The sequence below is a fragment of the Serratia sp. 22264 genome, assembly GCF_052045345.1.
GTDB classification, from domain to species: Bacteria; Pseudomonadota; Gammaproteobacteria; order Enterobacterales; family Enterobacteriaceae; genus Serratia; species Serratia plymuthica.
In genome coordinates, this window is sequence record NZ_JBQEOY010000002.1 from 464,666 (window position 1) to 479,110 (window position 14,445).

General features: G+C 57.6%; 12 protein-coding genes. 7 read left to right on the top strand and 5 right to left on the bottom strand.

Going from position 1 to position 14,445, the window contains the following annotated elements; translation table 11 throughout:
* Window positions 1-5: 5 nt before the first annotated feature.
* Window positions 6-386 (top strand): hypothetical protein, encoded by a 381-nt coding sequence (locus ACTJJ1_RS13070; protein WP_004950222.1) that lies wholly within the window; start codon window positions 6-8, stop codon window positions 384-386.
* Between the two features lie 36 nt (window positions 387-422).
* Entirely contained in the window at window positions 423-1,613 is a 1,191-nt protein-coding gene (locus ACTJJ1_RS13075; RefSeq protein WP_004950224.1) for a methionine gamma-lyase, read from the top strand.
* Window positions 1,614-1,643: 30 nt separating this feature from the next.
* Here ACTJJ1_RS13075 and ACTJJ1_RS13080 read toward each other — a convergent pair whose 3' ends face one another.
* The 4 genes from ACTJJ1_RS13080 to ACTJJ1_RS13095 form a co-directional block, all read right to left on the bottom strand.
* Window positions 1,644-3,035 (bottom strand): amino acid permease, encoded by a 1,392-nt coding sequence (locus ACTJJ1_RS13080; protein WP_004950226.1) that lies wholly within the window; start codon window positions 3,033-3,035, stop codon window positions 1,644-1,646.
* Window positions 3,036-3,196: 161 nt separating this feature from the next.
* Window positions 3,197-4,732, bottom strand: a complete 1,536-nt coding sequence (hutH, locus tag ACTJJ1_RS13085; protein ID WP_004950229.1) for a histidine ammonia-lyase — start codon at window positions 4,730-4,732, stop codon at window positions 3,197-3,199.
* The gene (gene hutU / locus ACTJJ1_RS13090) at window positions 4,729-6,420 is read right to left on the bottom strand and encodes a urocanate hydratase (RefSeq protein WP_440833978.1); all 1,692 of its coding nucleotides are present in this window, start codon (window positions 6,418-6,420) and stop codon (window positions 4,729-4,731) included. The genes hutH and hutU overlap by 4 nt, the downstream gene beginning before the upstream one ends.
* A 445-nt stretch (window positions 6,421-6,865) precedes the next feature.
* Window positions 6,866-8,203 carry an MFS transporter gene (locus ACTJJ1_RS13095; protein WP_004950234.1) on the bottom strand — a complete coding sequence of 446 codons (1,338 nt, stop codon included), beginning with the start codon at window positions 8,201-8,203 and terminating at the stop codon, window positions 6,866-6,868.
* 323 nt (window positions 8,204-8,526) lie between these two features.
* Here ACTJJ1_RS13095 and queE point away from each other — a divergent pair, with 323 nt between their 5' ends.
* The 3 genes from queE to ACTJJ1_RS13110 are packed head-to-tail and all read left to right on the top strand — an operon-like array spanning window position 8,527 to window position 9,915.
* Window positions 8,527-9,198: a 7-carboxy-7-deazaguanine synthase QueE gene (gene queE, locus ACTJJ1_RS13100; protein WP_004950237.1), complete on the top strand. Its 672-nt coding sequence runs from the start codon at window positions 8,527-8,529 to the stop codon at window positions 9,196-9,198.
* A 23-nt stretch (window positions 9,199-9,221) separates the two neighbouring features.
* A complete protein-coding gene (locus tag ACTJJ1_RS13105) occupies window positions 9,222-9,749 on the top strand; it encodes a hypothetical protein (RefSeq protein WP_171407132.1) in 528 nt (175 codons plus the stop codon).
* Window positions 9,724-9,915 carry a hypothetical protein gene (locus tag ACTJJ1_RS13110; RefSeq protein ID WP_440833981.1) on the top strand — a complete coding sequence of 64 codons (192 nt, stop codon included), beginning with the start codon at window positions 9,724-9,726 and terminating at the stop codon, window positions 9,913-9,915. Before ACTJJ1_RS13105 ends, ACTJJ1_RS13110 begins: the two co-directional genes overlap by 26 nt.
* A 42-nt stretch (window positions 9,916-9,957) precedes the next feature.
* Here ACTJJ1_RS13110 and queD read toward each other — a convergent pair whose 3' ends face one another.
* Window positions 9,958-10,317: a 6-carboxytetrahydropterin synthase QueD gene (queD, locus tag ACTJJ1_RS13115; protein WP_004950240.1), complete on the bottom strand. Its 360-nt coding sequence runs from the start codon at window positions 10,315-10,317 to the stop codon at window positions 9,958-9,960.
* A 559-nt stretch (window positions 10,318-10,876) separates the two neighbouring features.
* Between queD and cysJ the strand changes: the two genes are divergently transcribed.
* Both cysJ and cysI read left to right on the top strand, forming a co-directional pair.
* Window positions 10,877-12,676, top strand: a complete 1,800-nt coding sequence (gene cysJ, locus ACTJJ1_RS13120; RefSeq protein WP_020453694.1) for an NADPH-dependent assimilatory sulfite reductase flavoprotein subunit — start codon at window positions 10,877-10,879, stop codon at window positions 12,674-12,676.
* Window positions 12,676-14,391, top strand: coding sequence for an assimilatory sulfite reductase (NADPH) hemoprotein subunit (gene cysI / locus ACTJJ1_RS13125; RefSeq protein ID WP_004950249.1), 1,716 nt, complete (start codon window positions 12,676-12,678; stop codon window positions 14,389-14,391). The genes cysJ and cysI overlap by 1 nt, the downstream gene beginning before the upstream one ends.
* Window positions 14,392-14,445 lie beyond the last annotated feature (54 nt).

The following is a 14,445-nucleotide window of genomic DNA, read 5'->3' on the forward strand; positions in this document are numbered from 1 at the left end:
CACTGATGAACGCATCTGAAAATGAACCCCTGACGGCACTGCTGGAGAAGCTGGCACCGCTGCTGGCCGGTGGGCGGCTCGATAACGTGGTCGATCTGCTGTCGTTGCTGTCAGATGGGGTGGATATCGCGGATAACGCGCTGGTGGAAAAGCTGGCTGGCCTATTTGAAGGCGTAGTAGCCGCAGGATGGGAAGGTGGCATGGCGCTGCGGATGGCGCACACGGAAATGCAGCTGGATCCGCCGCCTGCCAATTTTCGTTCGCTGTATGCCTTATTGCGCCAGCCGGATACCTTGTTGGGCCTGATGTTGGTGCTGCGTACCTTGCAAATCATCGGTGGGCGTATGCGCATGAGCACGCTGCCGCCTGACGCCACTGCGGAATAACGGGAGTTGTTTTACTCAATCAGGTAAGGAGTTGTTATGTCTGACACTATCCGACACGCCTTTGCCACACGTGCGATCCACCACGGCTACGATCCTCAGCAATATCTGGGGGCGCTTTGCCCACCGGTCTTTATGAGCTCGACCTTTGCTTTTCCCACGGCAGAATACGGCGGCGCCTGCTTTGCCGGCAGTGAGCCGGGTTATTTTTATTCCCGCATCGCCAACCCGACGCTAAATCTGCTGGAACAGCGGATAGCCAACCTGGAGGGCGGGGAGGCGGCGGTGGCGTTTTCTTCCGGCATGGGGGCGATAACCGCTTGTTGCTGGACGCTGCTGGCGCCGGGAGATGAGCTGATCGTCGATGAAACCATTTATGGCTGCACTTTCAGCTATTTTCATCAGGGGCTGGCGCGGTTTGGCGTCAAGGTTACGCACGTCGATCTGACGCAGCCGGAAAAACTGGCCGCAGCCATGGGGCCACGTACCCGCCTGGTGTACTGCGAAACGCCGGCCAACCCCAATATGCGGTTGATCGATATCGCCGCAGTGGCGGAGATTACCCACCGGCAGCAGGCGCTGCTGCTGGTGGATAACACGTATTGCACTCCTTATTTGCAACGGCCGCTGGCGCTTGGTGCGGATATCGTGGTGCATTCCGCCACCAAATATATCGGTGGCCACGGGGATTTGCTGGCCGGGTTGGCGATCACCCGCGAGGCGCTGGCGCAAGATATTCGCCTGGTCGGTCTGAAGGACATGAACGGGGCGGTGCTGTCGGCGCAGGATGCGGCGTTGCTGTTGCGCGGTTTGAAGACCTTGCCGTTGCGCATGGAGCGCCACTGCGGTAACGCTCAACGGCTGGCGGAAATGCTGGCTCAGCATCCTGCGGTAGAGCAGGTGTATTATCCGGGGCTGGAGACTTTCCCGCAGTACCCTTTGGCTCAGCGGCAGATGACGCGTCCTGGCGGCATGATCGCTTTTGAACTCAAGGGCGGTATGGCGGCGGGCATTCGTTTCCTCAATGCCTTGCAGTTAATCTTGCGTGCCGTCAGCCTGGGGGATTGCGAAACTCTGGCGCAGCATCCGGCGAGCATGACCCACTCGGCCTACAGCGCGGAAGAGCGTCAGCGCCATCATATCAGCGATGGATTGATTCGCTTGTCGGCGGGCCTGGAGGACATAGAGGATTTGCGCGGCGATATCGAACAGGCGCTGGCGCAGGTGTGATAAAAAACCCGCCTGCGGCGGGTTTGAGCGTTAATACTGAGGCGAGCTTGTGACGGGGGAACCCCCGCCTTTTTTACGCACCCACAACCAGTATGCCAGGGTAAGGAAAGCCACCCACACCAGCCCGACGTACAGGGCGATTCGGCTATCCTCGAAGTAACCGAGCAGGCCGATGACGAACAGCATAAATACCGTCGCCAGCGCCGGTGCTATCGGCCACCACGGAACCGGGAAACTCAGTTTGCTGACCTCCTGCGGCGTCAGCGTACGGCGCATGGCTGCCTGCGACAGCAGGATCATCAGCCACACCCAGACGGTCGCGAAGGTGGCGATGGAGGCGATGATCATAAAGACCTGTTTGGGTATCAGGTAGTTAAGCACCACACCCAACAGCAGGGCGACAGACATCACCAGCACCGTCATCCAGGGCACGCCGTTGGCGGTCAGTTTGGAGAAGCTTTTCGGTGCCTGACCATCCTGCGCCATGCCGTACATCATGCGGCCTGCGCCGAAGATGTCGCTGTTGATGGCGGAAATGGCGGCGGTGATCACCACCACGTTCAACACGTTGGCGGCGGAGCTGATGCCCAGATTGCTGAAGATCTCCACAAACGGGCTGCCGTTCTGGCCGATGCTGTTCCACGGATAGATGGCCATCAACACCAGCAGCGTCAGCACATAGAACAGCAGGATACGCACCGGCACCGCATTGATCGCTTTCGGCAGCACCTTCGCCGGGTCTTTCGCCTCGCTGGCGGTGATACCGATGATCTCGATGCCACCGAAGGCGAACATCACTACCGCCAACGAAGCGATCACGCCGCCGATGCCGTTAGGCATAAAGCCGCCGTGCTGCCACAGATTGCTAAAGCCGGTGGCGTGCTGGGTCTGGCCGAAACCAAACAGCATCACCGCCGCGCCGCCGACGATCATCGCCACGATAGCCGCGACCTTGATCAGCGACAGCCAGAACTCCATTTCGCCGAACACTTTCACGCTGCACAGGTTGAGCGCGCCGATAAACATGATAATGCTGAGCACCCACACCCACTGGGCGACGTCCGGGAACCACAGCCCCATATAGATGCCGAAGGCGGTGACGTCCGCCAGGGCGACGATCACCATTTCGAAGGTATAGGTCCAGCCGGTGAGGAAACCGGCCAGCGGGCCAAGATAGTGGCTGGCGTAGTGGCCGAACGAACCGGATACCGGTTGATGCACCGCCATTTCACCCAGCGCGCGCATGACCATAAACACCGCCGCGCCGCCGACCAGATAAGCCAGCAGCACGGCTGGGCCGGCCAGTTGGATCGCCCCGGCGGAGCCGTAGAACAAGCCGGTGCCGATGGCAGAACCGAGCGCCATAAAGCGGATATGCCGCGCGTTTAATCCGCGTCTGAGTTGTGTTGTTTCATTACGCATGTTGCTTCCCGTTGAGTTTTTATTGCCGAACAGGCACGCGCTATCCGCACCGGGTGGAACGCACCCGGCGGGACAGAACAAACTGCGTGGTATAACCCTTATTTACTCGAAGTCGCCGCGTTGTTAGCGGCAACGCCAACTACTTTGGGTAGAGGTTTTATTTATGCCTGGCTAGGCAGCAGCGCTGCTGGCATCAGCGATGTCAGGTGACCGGCCGCCAACAGCAGGCTGGCGGCTTCAATGTCGGGGGCGAAGAAACGATCCTTGTCGTAGTAGCTGACGTGTTCACGCAGCGTGCGGCGCGCCTGCTCCAGGGCTTCCGACGTTTTCAGGCCCTTGCGCAGATCCAGCCCCTGACAGGCGGCCAGCCACTCGACGGCTAAAATGCCGCGCACGTTATCCGCCATTTCCCACAGGCGGCGGCCTGCGGCCGGTGCCATGGAGACATGGTCTTCCTGGTTGGCGGAGGTCGGGATACTGTCGACGCTGGCCGGGTGGGCCAGAGCCTTGTTCTCGCTGGTCAGCGCCGCGGCGGTCACCTGGGCGATCATAAAGCCCGAGTTCACCCCGCCGTTGTCCACCAGGAATGGCGGCAACTGCGACATGTGTTTATCCATCATCAGCGAGATGCGGCGTTCGGACAGCGAGCCTATTTCGGCAAACGCCAGCGCCAGATTATCGGCGGCCATGGCGACCGGTTCGGCGTGGAAGTTGCCCCCGGACAGCACGTCACCCTCTTCGGCGAACACCAGCGGGTTGTCGGATACGGCGTTGGCTTCGATCTCCAGTACTTCGCTGGCCTGGCGGATCTGCGTCAGGCAGGCGCCCATGACTTGCGGCTGGCAGCGCAGGGAGTAAGGATCCTGCACTTTCTCGCAGTTGCGATGCGAATCGGACACTTCGCTGCGTTCGCCGAGCAAGTGGCGGTAGGCGGCAGCGGCGTCGATCTGGCCACGCTGGCCGCGCACCGCATGGATACGCGGGTCAAACGGGCTGCGTGAACCCAGAGCGGCTTCCACCGTCAGGCTACCGGTGACCGTCGCCGCAGCGTACAGGTCTTCCGCGTCAAACAGACCGCGCAGGGCAAAGGCGGCGGAAACCTGCGTACCGTTCAGCAGCGCCAGGCCTTCTTTGGCGGCCAGCGTCAGCGGTTTCAGGCCCGCTTTGGCCAGCGCCTCGGTGGCAGGCAGCCATTCGCCCTGATAGCGGGCCTTGCCTTCACCCAGCAGCACCAGGCTCATGTGCGCCAGCGGCGCCAGGTCACCGGAGGCGCCAACGGAGCCTTTCAGTGGAATGTGCGGATAAACTTCTGCATTCACCAGTGCCATCAGCGCCTGGATCACTTCCAGACGGATGCCGGAAAAGCCGCGCGACAGGCTGTTGATTTTCAGCACCATAATCAGGCGCACCAGGCTGTCGTCGGTCGGGGCGCCAACGCCGGCGGCATGGGACAGCACGATCGAACGCTGCAGGTTTTCCAGATCTTCACGGGCGATGCGGGTGGAGGCCAGCAGGCCAAAACCGGTGTTGATGCCATAGGTAGTGCGGTTTTCTTCAACGATGCGCTCTACGCAGGCAACGCTTTGCTGAATGGCGGCATAGGCGCTGTCATCCAGCGTCAGGTTGACCGGGTGCTGATAAACCTCACGCAGTTGCGCCAGCGTCAGTTGGCCAGGGCGAATAGTCAGCGCTTTCATGCTTTGTCTCCTTGAGTGGCGGCGACCATCGGCAGGTTCAGACCTTGCTCGCGGGCGCATTCGATGGCGATGTCGTAACCGGCATCGGCATGACGCATGACGCCGGTGGCTGGATCGTTGTGCAAGACGCGGGCGATGCGCTCGGCGGCTTCATCGGTACCGTCGCAAACGATGACCATGCCTGAATGTTGCGAGAAGCCCATGCCGACGCCACCACCGTGGTGCAGCGAAACCCAGGTCGCGCCGCTGGCGGTATTCAGCAGTGCGTTGAGCAGCGGCCAGTCGGATACGGCGTCTGAACCGTCTTTCATCGATTCGGTTTCGCGGTTCGGGCTGGATACCGAGCCGGAGTCCAGGTGGTCGCGGCCAATCACGATCGGTGCGGATAGCTCGCCGCTGCGTACCATCTCGTTGAACGCCAGACCCAGCTTGGCGCGTTGGCCCAGACCGACCCAGCAGATGCGCGCCGGCAGCCCCTGGAAGCTGATGCGTTCGCGCGCCATATCCAGCCAGTGGTGCAGGTGCTCGTCGTCCGGGATCAGCTCTTTAACTTTAGCGTCGGTTTTGTAGATGTCCTGCGGATCGCCGGACAGCACAGCCCAGCGGAACGGGCCGACGCCGCGGCAGAACAGCGGGCGAATATAGGCCGGTACGAAGCCCGGGAAGTCGAAGGCGTTGCTGACGCCCATTTCTTTCGCCATTTGGCGGATGTTGTTGCCGTAGTCGAAGGTGGGCACGCCCATCTTCTGGAAGGCCAGCATGGCTTCTACGTGTTCGGCCATTGACTGCTTGGCGGCGATGACCACCTGAGCGGGTTCGGTCTGCGCACGCTGGCGGTATTCTTCCCAGCTCCAGCCCTTCGGCAGGTAGCCGTTCAGCGGGTCATGGGCGCTGGTCTGGTCGGTGACCATGTCAGGACGTACGCCGCGGCGTACCAGTTCCGGCAGGATATCCGCCGCGTTGCCGCACAGGGCGATAGAGATGGCTTTGCCTTCGGCGGTGTATTTCTTGAGGCGCGCCAGCGCGTCGTCCAGATCGGTCGCCTGTTCATCGACGTAGCGGGTTTTCAGCCGGAAATCGATGCGGCTCTGCTGGCATTCGATGTTCAGCGAGCTGGCACCGGCCAACGTGGCGGCCAAGGGTTGTGCGCCACCCATGCCACCCAGACCGGCGGTCAGCACCCAGCGGCCTTTCAGGCTGCCGTCGTAATGCTGACGGCCAGCTTCCACGAAGGTCTCGTAAGTGCCCTGGACGATGCCTTGGCTGCCGATGTAGATCCAACTGCCGGCGGTCATTTGGCCGTACATGGCCAGGCCTTTGGCATCCAGTTCGTTAAAGTGTTCCCAGGTAGCCCAGTGTGGCACCAGGTTGGAGTTGGCGATCAGCACGCGCGGCGCGTTGCTGTGGGTTTTGAATACGCCGACCGGCTTGCCGGATTGCACCAGCAGCGTTTCGTCGTCTTCCAGCGTTTTCAGGGTGGCGACAATTTTGTCGTAGCAGTCCCAGTCACGCGCGGCGCGGCCAATACCGCCGTACACCACCAGTTCGTGTGGGTTTTCCGCTACTTCAGGATCGAGGTTGTTCATCAGCATGCGCAGCGGCGCTTCGGTCAGCCAGCTTTTTGCATTTAATTGTGTGCCGCGTGGTGCGCGTACATCGACATGGCGAACTTTGTTATTTGCAGTCACAGCATTTTCCTCAAACAGTATCGGTGCAGATTCCATGGCGCGGTGGGGTTAATCATCACGCCATAACAATGCGTAGGGTTTATTAACATATACTTGTATGTACAAGCATATGCAACACTGACCAGTGGATGCCGTAAATGGCATAAGAGAAAGTTATTTTTGTTTATTATCAATAATATGATGTTGTTTGTGGGGCTGAGATCATTAGGTTGGGGCAGAAGAATAGTGAGCTATTCAACAAAAATGAATTAAAAATGGGTCATTTTTGAGCGTTAAATCACAATAATTTTACATACCCATTACAAGTTAGCGGTGGCGATAAAAAAATCATATCGCCGACAGCAAAACGCCCGCCGACCCATTTGCCAGGAGCAAGCTGGAACGACGTCCAGTCGGCCCAAAGGGGTGGGCACATCCATGTGTCCCATCATGGCGGGGAGTTGCCTTATGCCGTCGGTTGCAGCGCCGCTCTTCGTGTCATTTTGAATACCGTAGCGATGGCGGCGATCAGCGCCGGCACGCACAGGAACATCAGGATGCTTTGCACTTCCCAGTGCATGGCCAGCAGTTGTGCGCCCATCATGGTGCCCGCCACGCCGCCAAAGCGGCCGATGCCCTGCATCCAGGCGATACCGGTGGCGCGGCTGTGGGTGGGGTAAAAGGTGGCGGCCAGCGTTTGCAGGCCCGACTGCGCGCCGTTCATGGTGATGCCCATCAGGAAGATAAAGGTGCCCAGCAACACGATGTGGCTGTCCTCGGTCGCCATCGCCACAATCAGCAGGGCGGTGATCACAAAGCCGCTTGATACCACCTTATGGGCGTTCCAGCGGTCCATCAGCCAGCCGGCCACCAGAATGCCGAGGGTGCCGCCGAAGGTGAACAACGAGGTCAGAATGGCCGACTGTTCAAGCTGATAACCCAGCCCCTGCATCAGGATCGGCATCCAGCTAAGCAGCACGTAATAAATCACCAGCCCCATGAAGTAGGTTAGCCACAGCATCAACGTGCCGGCCAGATAAGGACGGGTAAACAGCAGGCCGACGCTGGTTTTTGATTGCGCCAACTTCTCTTCATACAGATAGAAACGCGTGACGTTATCAATATTCTGGCTGACGAAGCGCTGGGCTATGCGTCTGATTTTCATCGCGTCCTTGCCGCGGTTCACCATGTATTTCACCGATTCCGGCAGGAACAGGATCAACAATACCGTCAGGATCAACGGGGCAAGCGCCCCCAACAGCAGCACGCTGTGCCAGCCGTAGGCCGGGATCAGCCACGATGAGATAGCGCCGCCACCGGCCGCACCCAGCGGGAACCCGCAGTACATGGTGTTAATCGCCATCGAACGGCAGCGCTGCGGCGCATATTCGGAAATCAGCGTGATGGCGTTCGGCATCGCCGCGCCCAACCCCAGCCCGGTCAGAAAGCGCCACAGCGTCAGGCTGTTGAGCGAACCGGCATAGGCGGTGGCTAGGCTGGACAGGCCGAAGAACAGGCACGAAAACACCAGCACCCGCTTGCGGCCGATGCGATCGGAGATCGGCCCGGCCACCAGCGCACCGAGTGATAACCCCAGCAGTGCGGCGCTCAGTACCGGGCCGAGATCCTGTTTCACAATTCCCCAATCTTTGGCGACCGAAGGGGCGATATAGCCCATTGCCGCAGTGTCAAAGCCATCAATGGCAAGGATCAGAAATCCCAAAATGATCAAAGTCCAATGGAACAGCGAGAATTTGCTGTCGTCGATGGCCTGCTGAATATTCAACTCGGTGGAATGAGCCATGGCACCCTCTAAACGCAGATGTGATGTTGGTGGATACACTGCCGGAACTGATGCCCGACTTGTGCTTGCCTGTATATACATCTGCGTCGCAACGGTTTATGTCAAATATATTTGTCCGATTTGTTATCTGGATGTTGTTTTTACGCCGCAGGATGCATCGCCAATGCGGCGGTTGACGCAGATAAACGTAATAAATGAAGCAGATAGACGGTGGGATAGGCTGGGCCATGGCCAGAAGATAAAATTTAATACAATTTAGCCGGTTTGGTTGCCGGGCCGTAATCTGAGATAATCGCTTTTTCCCTATCCTGATTGAGAAACCGATGCAGTACCCGATTAATGAAATGTTCCAAACCTTGCAGGGCGAAGGCTTTTTTACCGGCGTTCCGGCCATTTTTATCCGCCTGCAGGGCTGCCCGGTAGGATGCAGCTGGTGCGATACCAAACATACCTGGGAAAAGGAAGCCAATCGGGAAGTGGATATGCAGCGGATCCTGGTAAAAACCGAAGAGAGCGATGCCTGGGGCAGCGCCAGCGCGGAGCAACTGCTGGCCGTCATGCGCCAGCAGGGCTATACCGCACGTCACGTGGTGATCACTGGCGGCGAACCGTGCATTTATGATCTGACTCCGCTGACCCAATTGCTGGAAGAAAATGGCTATGGTTGCCAGATTGAAACCAGCGGTACCCATGAGATCCAGTGCTCGGCGACAACCTGGGTGACGGTTTCCCCCAAGGTGAATATGCGCGGCGGCATGAAGGTGTTGGATCAGGCCTTGCAACGTGCGGACGAGGTGAAGCATCCGGTTGGACGCGAGCGTGATATTGAAGCGCTGGATGCGCTGCTGGCGACGCTGCACGATGAAAAACCGCGGATTATCGCGTTGCAGCCAATCAGTCAAAAGGAAGAGGCGACTCGCCTGTGCATTGAAACCTGCATTGCGCGCAACTGGCGCTTGTCGATGCAGACGCATAAGTATTTGAATATTGCATAAAAATTAACCAAGGACGGTTGATATTGAACAGACAAATTGCTTGGGAAGAGCCTTTTAATGACAGTTATGGACCGGGATTCATTACCAGAATGTTTGTCGTTTCCGGTAGGGTCTATGCGGTGGGTTTTGAGGCGATTTACAACGATCAACAGTTGATAAATAAAGGCATTCGCATCAACGCAGATATACCTGATTTCCGCTTCCCTGATACGGGAATGTGGGCAGTGGCATTTGATCGGGTTGAAACCGTCGAAGAATGGGGCGGCTATAACCATGTTAGTTTACCCGGACTATCGGCAGGTAAGGTACTGCTTAATGTTGCCAGGTCAATTATTGAGCATTACTATGTATCAAATGCAGGCGCTTATATATTCACGGCAGCAGTAGACAGAGAGCATGAGAGAGAAGTGGATCTCGTCAATATTTATAATGGTTTCTTAGGGTTAGGGTATAAACGAACGAAACCATTAATCGCGCTGCCTAACATGAAATGCTATGGCAACCTGGGTGAAGGAGGGAGAGGATATGTCGTCACTACAGAAAGTTACTGATGTTCATACCATGGAGCGGCTGTCTTTAGACTTAGGTTCCAAACTTCACGCCGCAGCCAGTGACATTATGAAGAAGAAACTGCAGACGGGTGAATACCAAGTGGTTAATGGTCGAATTGTTCAAGTTGGCCGGAAGACTAGCAAAAAACTCGTTGCTAAGGTTTGAACCAGTACATTTTGTAGAAGGGCGCTATAAAGCGCCCTTTCTTCAACCTTTATAGACGCATCCCGCGCTGCAGGTTTCTTTCACCATTACCGCACTCAGTTCCGGCAACTGGGGTTTAAGCTGTTGCCAGATCCAGGCGGCAAGCACTTCGCTGGTGGGATTTTCCAATCCTGGAATATCGTTCAGATAATGGTGATCCAGGCGCTCCCAAATCGGGGAGAACACGGCTTTAAGCTCGGCGAAATCCATCACCCATCCGGTGTGTGCATCCACTTCACCGGTCACTTCCAGACGCACCATAAACGAATGCCCATGCAGACGGCCACATTTATGGCCCTCCGGCACATGCGGCAAACGGTGTGCGGCTTCAAACTGAAAATCTTTAAACAGCGTGGTTGCCATTATTACGGCCTCATTGACTCAAAAACCGCCGCATAGTACCGGAAAGCTCGCCTGCTTGCCATTTATACTGCTTTAGTCTGGCCGCGCGCCGTTAAACCGGCGTTAACACTTTTTTTGTTTGGTCCGCGCCGCACCTATCGGATGGGGTAATCAGCGGTAAATGCGATTCATTCAAAAATCGCCAAAAAAACCGGTTTATTTTCAAAAGGATAAAAAATGCTCTTTAGCGTTTTAACCACTATCCCTTACCAGAAAAACCGCTTAGTCATTTTGGTTATTATTTATTGCTATCCCTTATTTAATCGTTGCTATTGTGCTCGGTAACCTTACAAACTCTCCTGATCTTTTCAGGACCCCAGACTGAACGAAAAGACAGCGACTGACATTGGCGAGCGCCTAGCTGGATAGGTGCCATACCCGTTGCCTTTCAAACTGCAGCGTTGTTACCTGCACTCGCTCACCCCAGAGGCTTACCTAAGTAAGCGCCTGAGGTGAGCGAGTTGGCCGCCCGGCTGCAGCTTGAAATTCATAGGCTATAAGTAAGGAAATAAGTACTGCGATGACGACTCAGGCTCCTCCAACATCTTTGCTCCCGCTGACGCCCGAACAGCTGGCGCGCCTGCAAGCGGCGATTGGTGAATATTCACCGACGCAACTGGCGTGGCTGTCAGGCTATTTCTGGGGAATGGTTAACCAACAACCTGGAGCCGTAGCCATTGCGCCGGCTGCATCCGCTGCCGCCAACATCACGATAATTTCTGCCTCCCAGACCGGCAATGCGCGCCGCCTGGCGGAGCAGCTGCGTGACGATCTGCTGGCCGCCAAGCTGAGCGTCACTCTGGTGAACGCCGGCGACTACAAGTTCAAGCAGATTGCCCAGGAACGTTTGCTGGTGATCGTCGCCTCCACGCAGGGGGAGGGCGAGCCGGCGGAAGAGGCGGTTGCGCTGCATAAATTCCTGTTCTCGAAGAAAGCACCCAAACTCAACGAGACCGCATTTGCGGTATTCGGGCTGGGGGACACTTCCTACGAGAATTTCTGTCAGTCCGGTAAAGACTTCGACGGCAAGCTGGCCGAGTTGGGTGCCGAGCGCCTGGTAGAACGCATTGACGCCGATGTGGAGTATCAGGAGCTGGCCACGGCCTGGCGCAAGCAGGTAGTGGATGTGCTGAAAGCGCGTGCGCCGGCGGAAAACGCCGCACCGGGCGTGCTGGCTAGTGGCGCGGTTGACCTGCTCGACAGCAGCCCGTACAGCAAAGAACAGCCACTGACTGCACAACTGGCAGTGAAGCAAAAAATTACCGGCCGCGGCTCCGATAAAGACGTGCGCCACATCGAGATCGATCTCGGCGACTCCGGCCTGCGCTACAAACCGGGCGATGCACTGGGCGTATGGTTCGATAACGATCCTGCGTTGGTGGACGAACTGGTTCAGTTGCTGTGGCTGAAGGGTGATGAGCCGGTGGAAGTGGAGGGCAAGACCCTGCCGCTGGCTGAAGCGTTGCGCAGCCACTTCGAGCTGACGCAAAATACCACGCCGATTGTCGATAAATATGCCGCGCTGTCGCGTGACGAGAAATTGATTGGCCTGTTGGCGGATAAAGCCGCGTTGCAGCACTACGCGCACAATACGCCGATCGTCGACATGGTGCGCCAGGCCCCGGCGGATCTCAGCGCCGAGCAGTTGATTGGCCTGCTGCGCCCACTGACGCCGCGTCTGTATTCCATCGCCTCCTCGCAGGCTGAGACCGAAAACGAAGTGCACGTCACCGTTGGTGTCGTACGTTACGACATCGACGGCCGCGCCCGCGCCGGCGGCGCTTCCAGCTTCCTGGCCGATCGCCTGGAAGAGGACGGCGACGTACGGGTTTTCATTGAGCATAACGACAACTTCCGCCTGCCGGCCAACCCGGAAACTCCGGTGATCATGATCGGTCCCGGCACCGGCATTGCCCCATTCCGCGCCTTCATGCAACAGCGTGACGTTGAGGGTGCAAGCGGCAAGAACTGGTTGTTCTTCGGCAATCCGCATTTTACCGAAGATTTCCTGTATCAGGTTGAATGGCAACGCTATGTCAAAGACGGCCTGTTGACTCGCATTGATTTGGCCTGGTCGCGCGACCAGCAACATAAAGTTTACGTGCAAGACAAACTGCGCGAACAGGGCGCTGAAGTGTGGCGCTGGATTCAGGAAGGCGCGCACATTTACGTCTGTGGCGATGCGAACCGCATGGCGAAAGACGTGGAAAACACATTACTGGAACTGGTGGCCGAGCACGGTGGCATGGATACCGAGCTGGCGGATGAATTTTTAAGTGAGCTGCGCCTTGAGCGCCGTTATCAGCGAGATGTTTACTGATGAGTGATAAACACCCGGGGCCTCTGGTGGTTGAAGGCAAACTGGCCGATGCCGAGCGTTTGAAGAAAGAAAGCAACTTCCTGCGCGGCACTATCGCCGAAGATTTGAAGGACGGCCTGACCGGCGGTTTCAACGGCGATAACTTCTTGCTGATCCGTTTCCACGGCATGTACCAGCAGGACGACCGCGATATTCGCGCCGAGCGCGCCGAGCAGAAGCTGGAGCCGCGTCATGCGATGATGCTGCGCTGCCGTCTGCCGGGGGGCATTATTTCCCCGCAGCAATGGCTGGGCATCGATAAGTTCGCGCAGGAAAGCACGCTGTACGGCAGCATTCGCATCACCAACCGTCAGACTTTCCAGTTCCACGGCATTGTGAAGGGCAACGTCAAGCCGGTGCACCAATTACTGAACCGTCTGGGGTTGGACGCGCTGGCTACCGCCAACGACGTGAACCGCAACGTGCTCTGCACCTCGAACCCGGTGGAGTCCGAGCTGCATCAGGAAGCCTACGAGTGGGCGAAGAAGATCTCCGAGCATCTGCTGCCGCGTACCCGCGCTTATGCGGAAGTGTGGTTGGATCAGGAAAAAGTGGCGACCACCGACGAAGAGCCGATCCTCGGCGCCACCTATCTGCCGCGTAAATTCAAAACTACGGTGGTGATCCCGCCGCAGAATGACGTCGATCTGCACGCCAATGACATGAACTTTGTGGCGATCGCCAAGAACGGCAAACTGGTGGGCTTTAACCTGCTGGTGGGCGGCGGTTTGTCGATTGAACACGGCAACAAAAAGACCTATGCGCGTCAGGCCAGCGAATTCGGTTACATTCCGCTGGAACACACGCTGGCGGTAGCCGAAGCGGTGGTGACCACTCAGCGCGACTGGGGTAATCGTACCGATCGCAAGAACGCCAAAACCAAATACACGCTGGAACGCGTCGGTGTGGATACCTTCCGCGCCGAAGTGGAAAAACGCGCCGGCATTACCTTTGAACCGATCCGCCCGTACGAATTCACCGGGCGCGGCGATCGTATCGGTTGGGTAAAAGGCATTGATAATCAATGGCACCTGACGCTGTTTATTGAAAACGGCCGCCTGCTGGACTATCCGGGCCGCCCTTTGAAAACCGGTATCGCCGAGATCGCCCGCATCCACAAGGGGGATTTCCGCCTGACCGCCAATCAGAACCTGATCGTCGCCGGCGTGCCGGAAAGCGAGAAGGCGAAGATCGAGGCCCTGGCGCGCGATCATGGTCTGATCGACGACGGGATCAGCGAGCAGCGTAAAAACTCGATGGCCTGCGTGTCTTATCCTACCTGCCCGCTGGCGATGGCGGAGGCCGAGCGCTTCCTGCCGGAGTTCGTCACCAAGGTGGAAGGGATCATGCACCAGCATGGCGTGGGTGATGAGCACATCGTGTTGCGTATCACCGGCTGCCCGAACGGCTGCGGCCGTGCGTTGCTGGCGGAACTGGGCCTGGTGGGCAAGGCGGTGGGTCGCTATAACCTGCATTTGGGCGGTAACCGTGAAGGCACGCGCATTCCACGCATGTACCGTGAAAATATTAACGAAGAAGAAATTCTCAAGGAGATCGACCAACTGGTTGGCCGCTGGGCGAAAGAACGCACTGTGGGCGAAGGTTTTGGCGATTTCACCATCCGCGCGGGCATTGTCAGGCCGGTTGTGGATCCGGCGCAGGATTTCTGGGACTGACGCCGTTTGGCCCCTATTTGGAAGGGCCAAGTGAGCGCGGTAGAGTTCAAGAAT

What these genes read in the sequence shown, in the direction of transcription:
- ACTJJ1_RS13070 (WP_004950222.1), top strand. Translation starts at nt 6, where the DNA reads ATGAACGCATCTGAAAATGAACCCCTGACGGCACTGCTGGAGAAGCTG.
- hutH (WP_004950229.1), bottom strand. Translation starts at nt 4,732, where the DNA reads ATGAAAGCGCTGACTATTCGCCCTGGCCAACTGACGCTGGCGCAACTG.
- ACTJJ1_RS13095 (WP_004950234.1), bottom strand. Translation starts at nt 8,203, where the DNA reads ATGGCTCATTCCACCGAGTTGAATATTCAGCAGGCCATCGACGACAGC.
- ACTJJ1_RS13075 (WP_004950224.1), top strand. Translation starts at nt 423, where the DNA reads ATGTCTGACACTATCCGACACGCCTTTGCCACACGTGCGATCCACCAC.
- ACTJJ1_RS13080 (WP_004950226.1), bottom strand. Translation starts at nt 3,035, where the DNA reads ATGCGTAATGAAACAACACAACTCAGACGCGGATTAAACGCGCGGCAT.
- queE (WP_004950237.1), top strand. Translation starts at nt 8,527, where the DNA reads ATGCAGTACCCGATTAATGAAATGTTCCAAACCTTGCAGGGCGAAGGC.
- cysI (WP_004950249.1), top strand. Translation starts at nt 12,676, where the DNA reads ATGAGTGATAAACACCCGGGGCCTCTGGTGGTTGAAGGCAAACTGGCC.
- ACTJJ1_RS13110 (WP_440833981.1), top strand. Translation starts at nt 9,724, where the DNA reads ATGTCGTCACTACAGAAAGTTACTGATGTTCATACCATGGAGCGGCTG.
- cysJ (WP_020453694.1), top strand. Translation starts at nt 10,877, where the DNA reads ATGACGACTCAGGCTCCTCCAACATCTTTGCTCCCGCTGACGCCCGAA.
- queD (WP_004950240.1), bottom strand. Translation starts at nt 10,317, where the DNA reads ATGGCAACCACGCTGTTTAAAGATTTTCAGTTTGAAGCCGCACACCGT.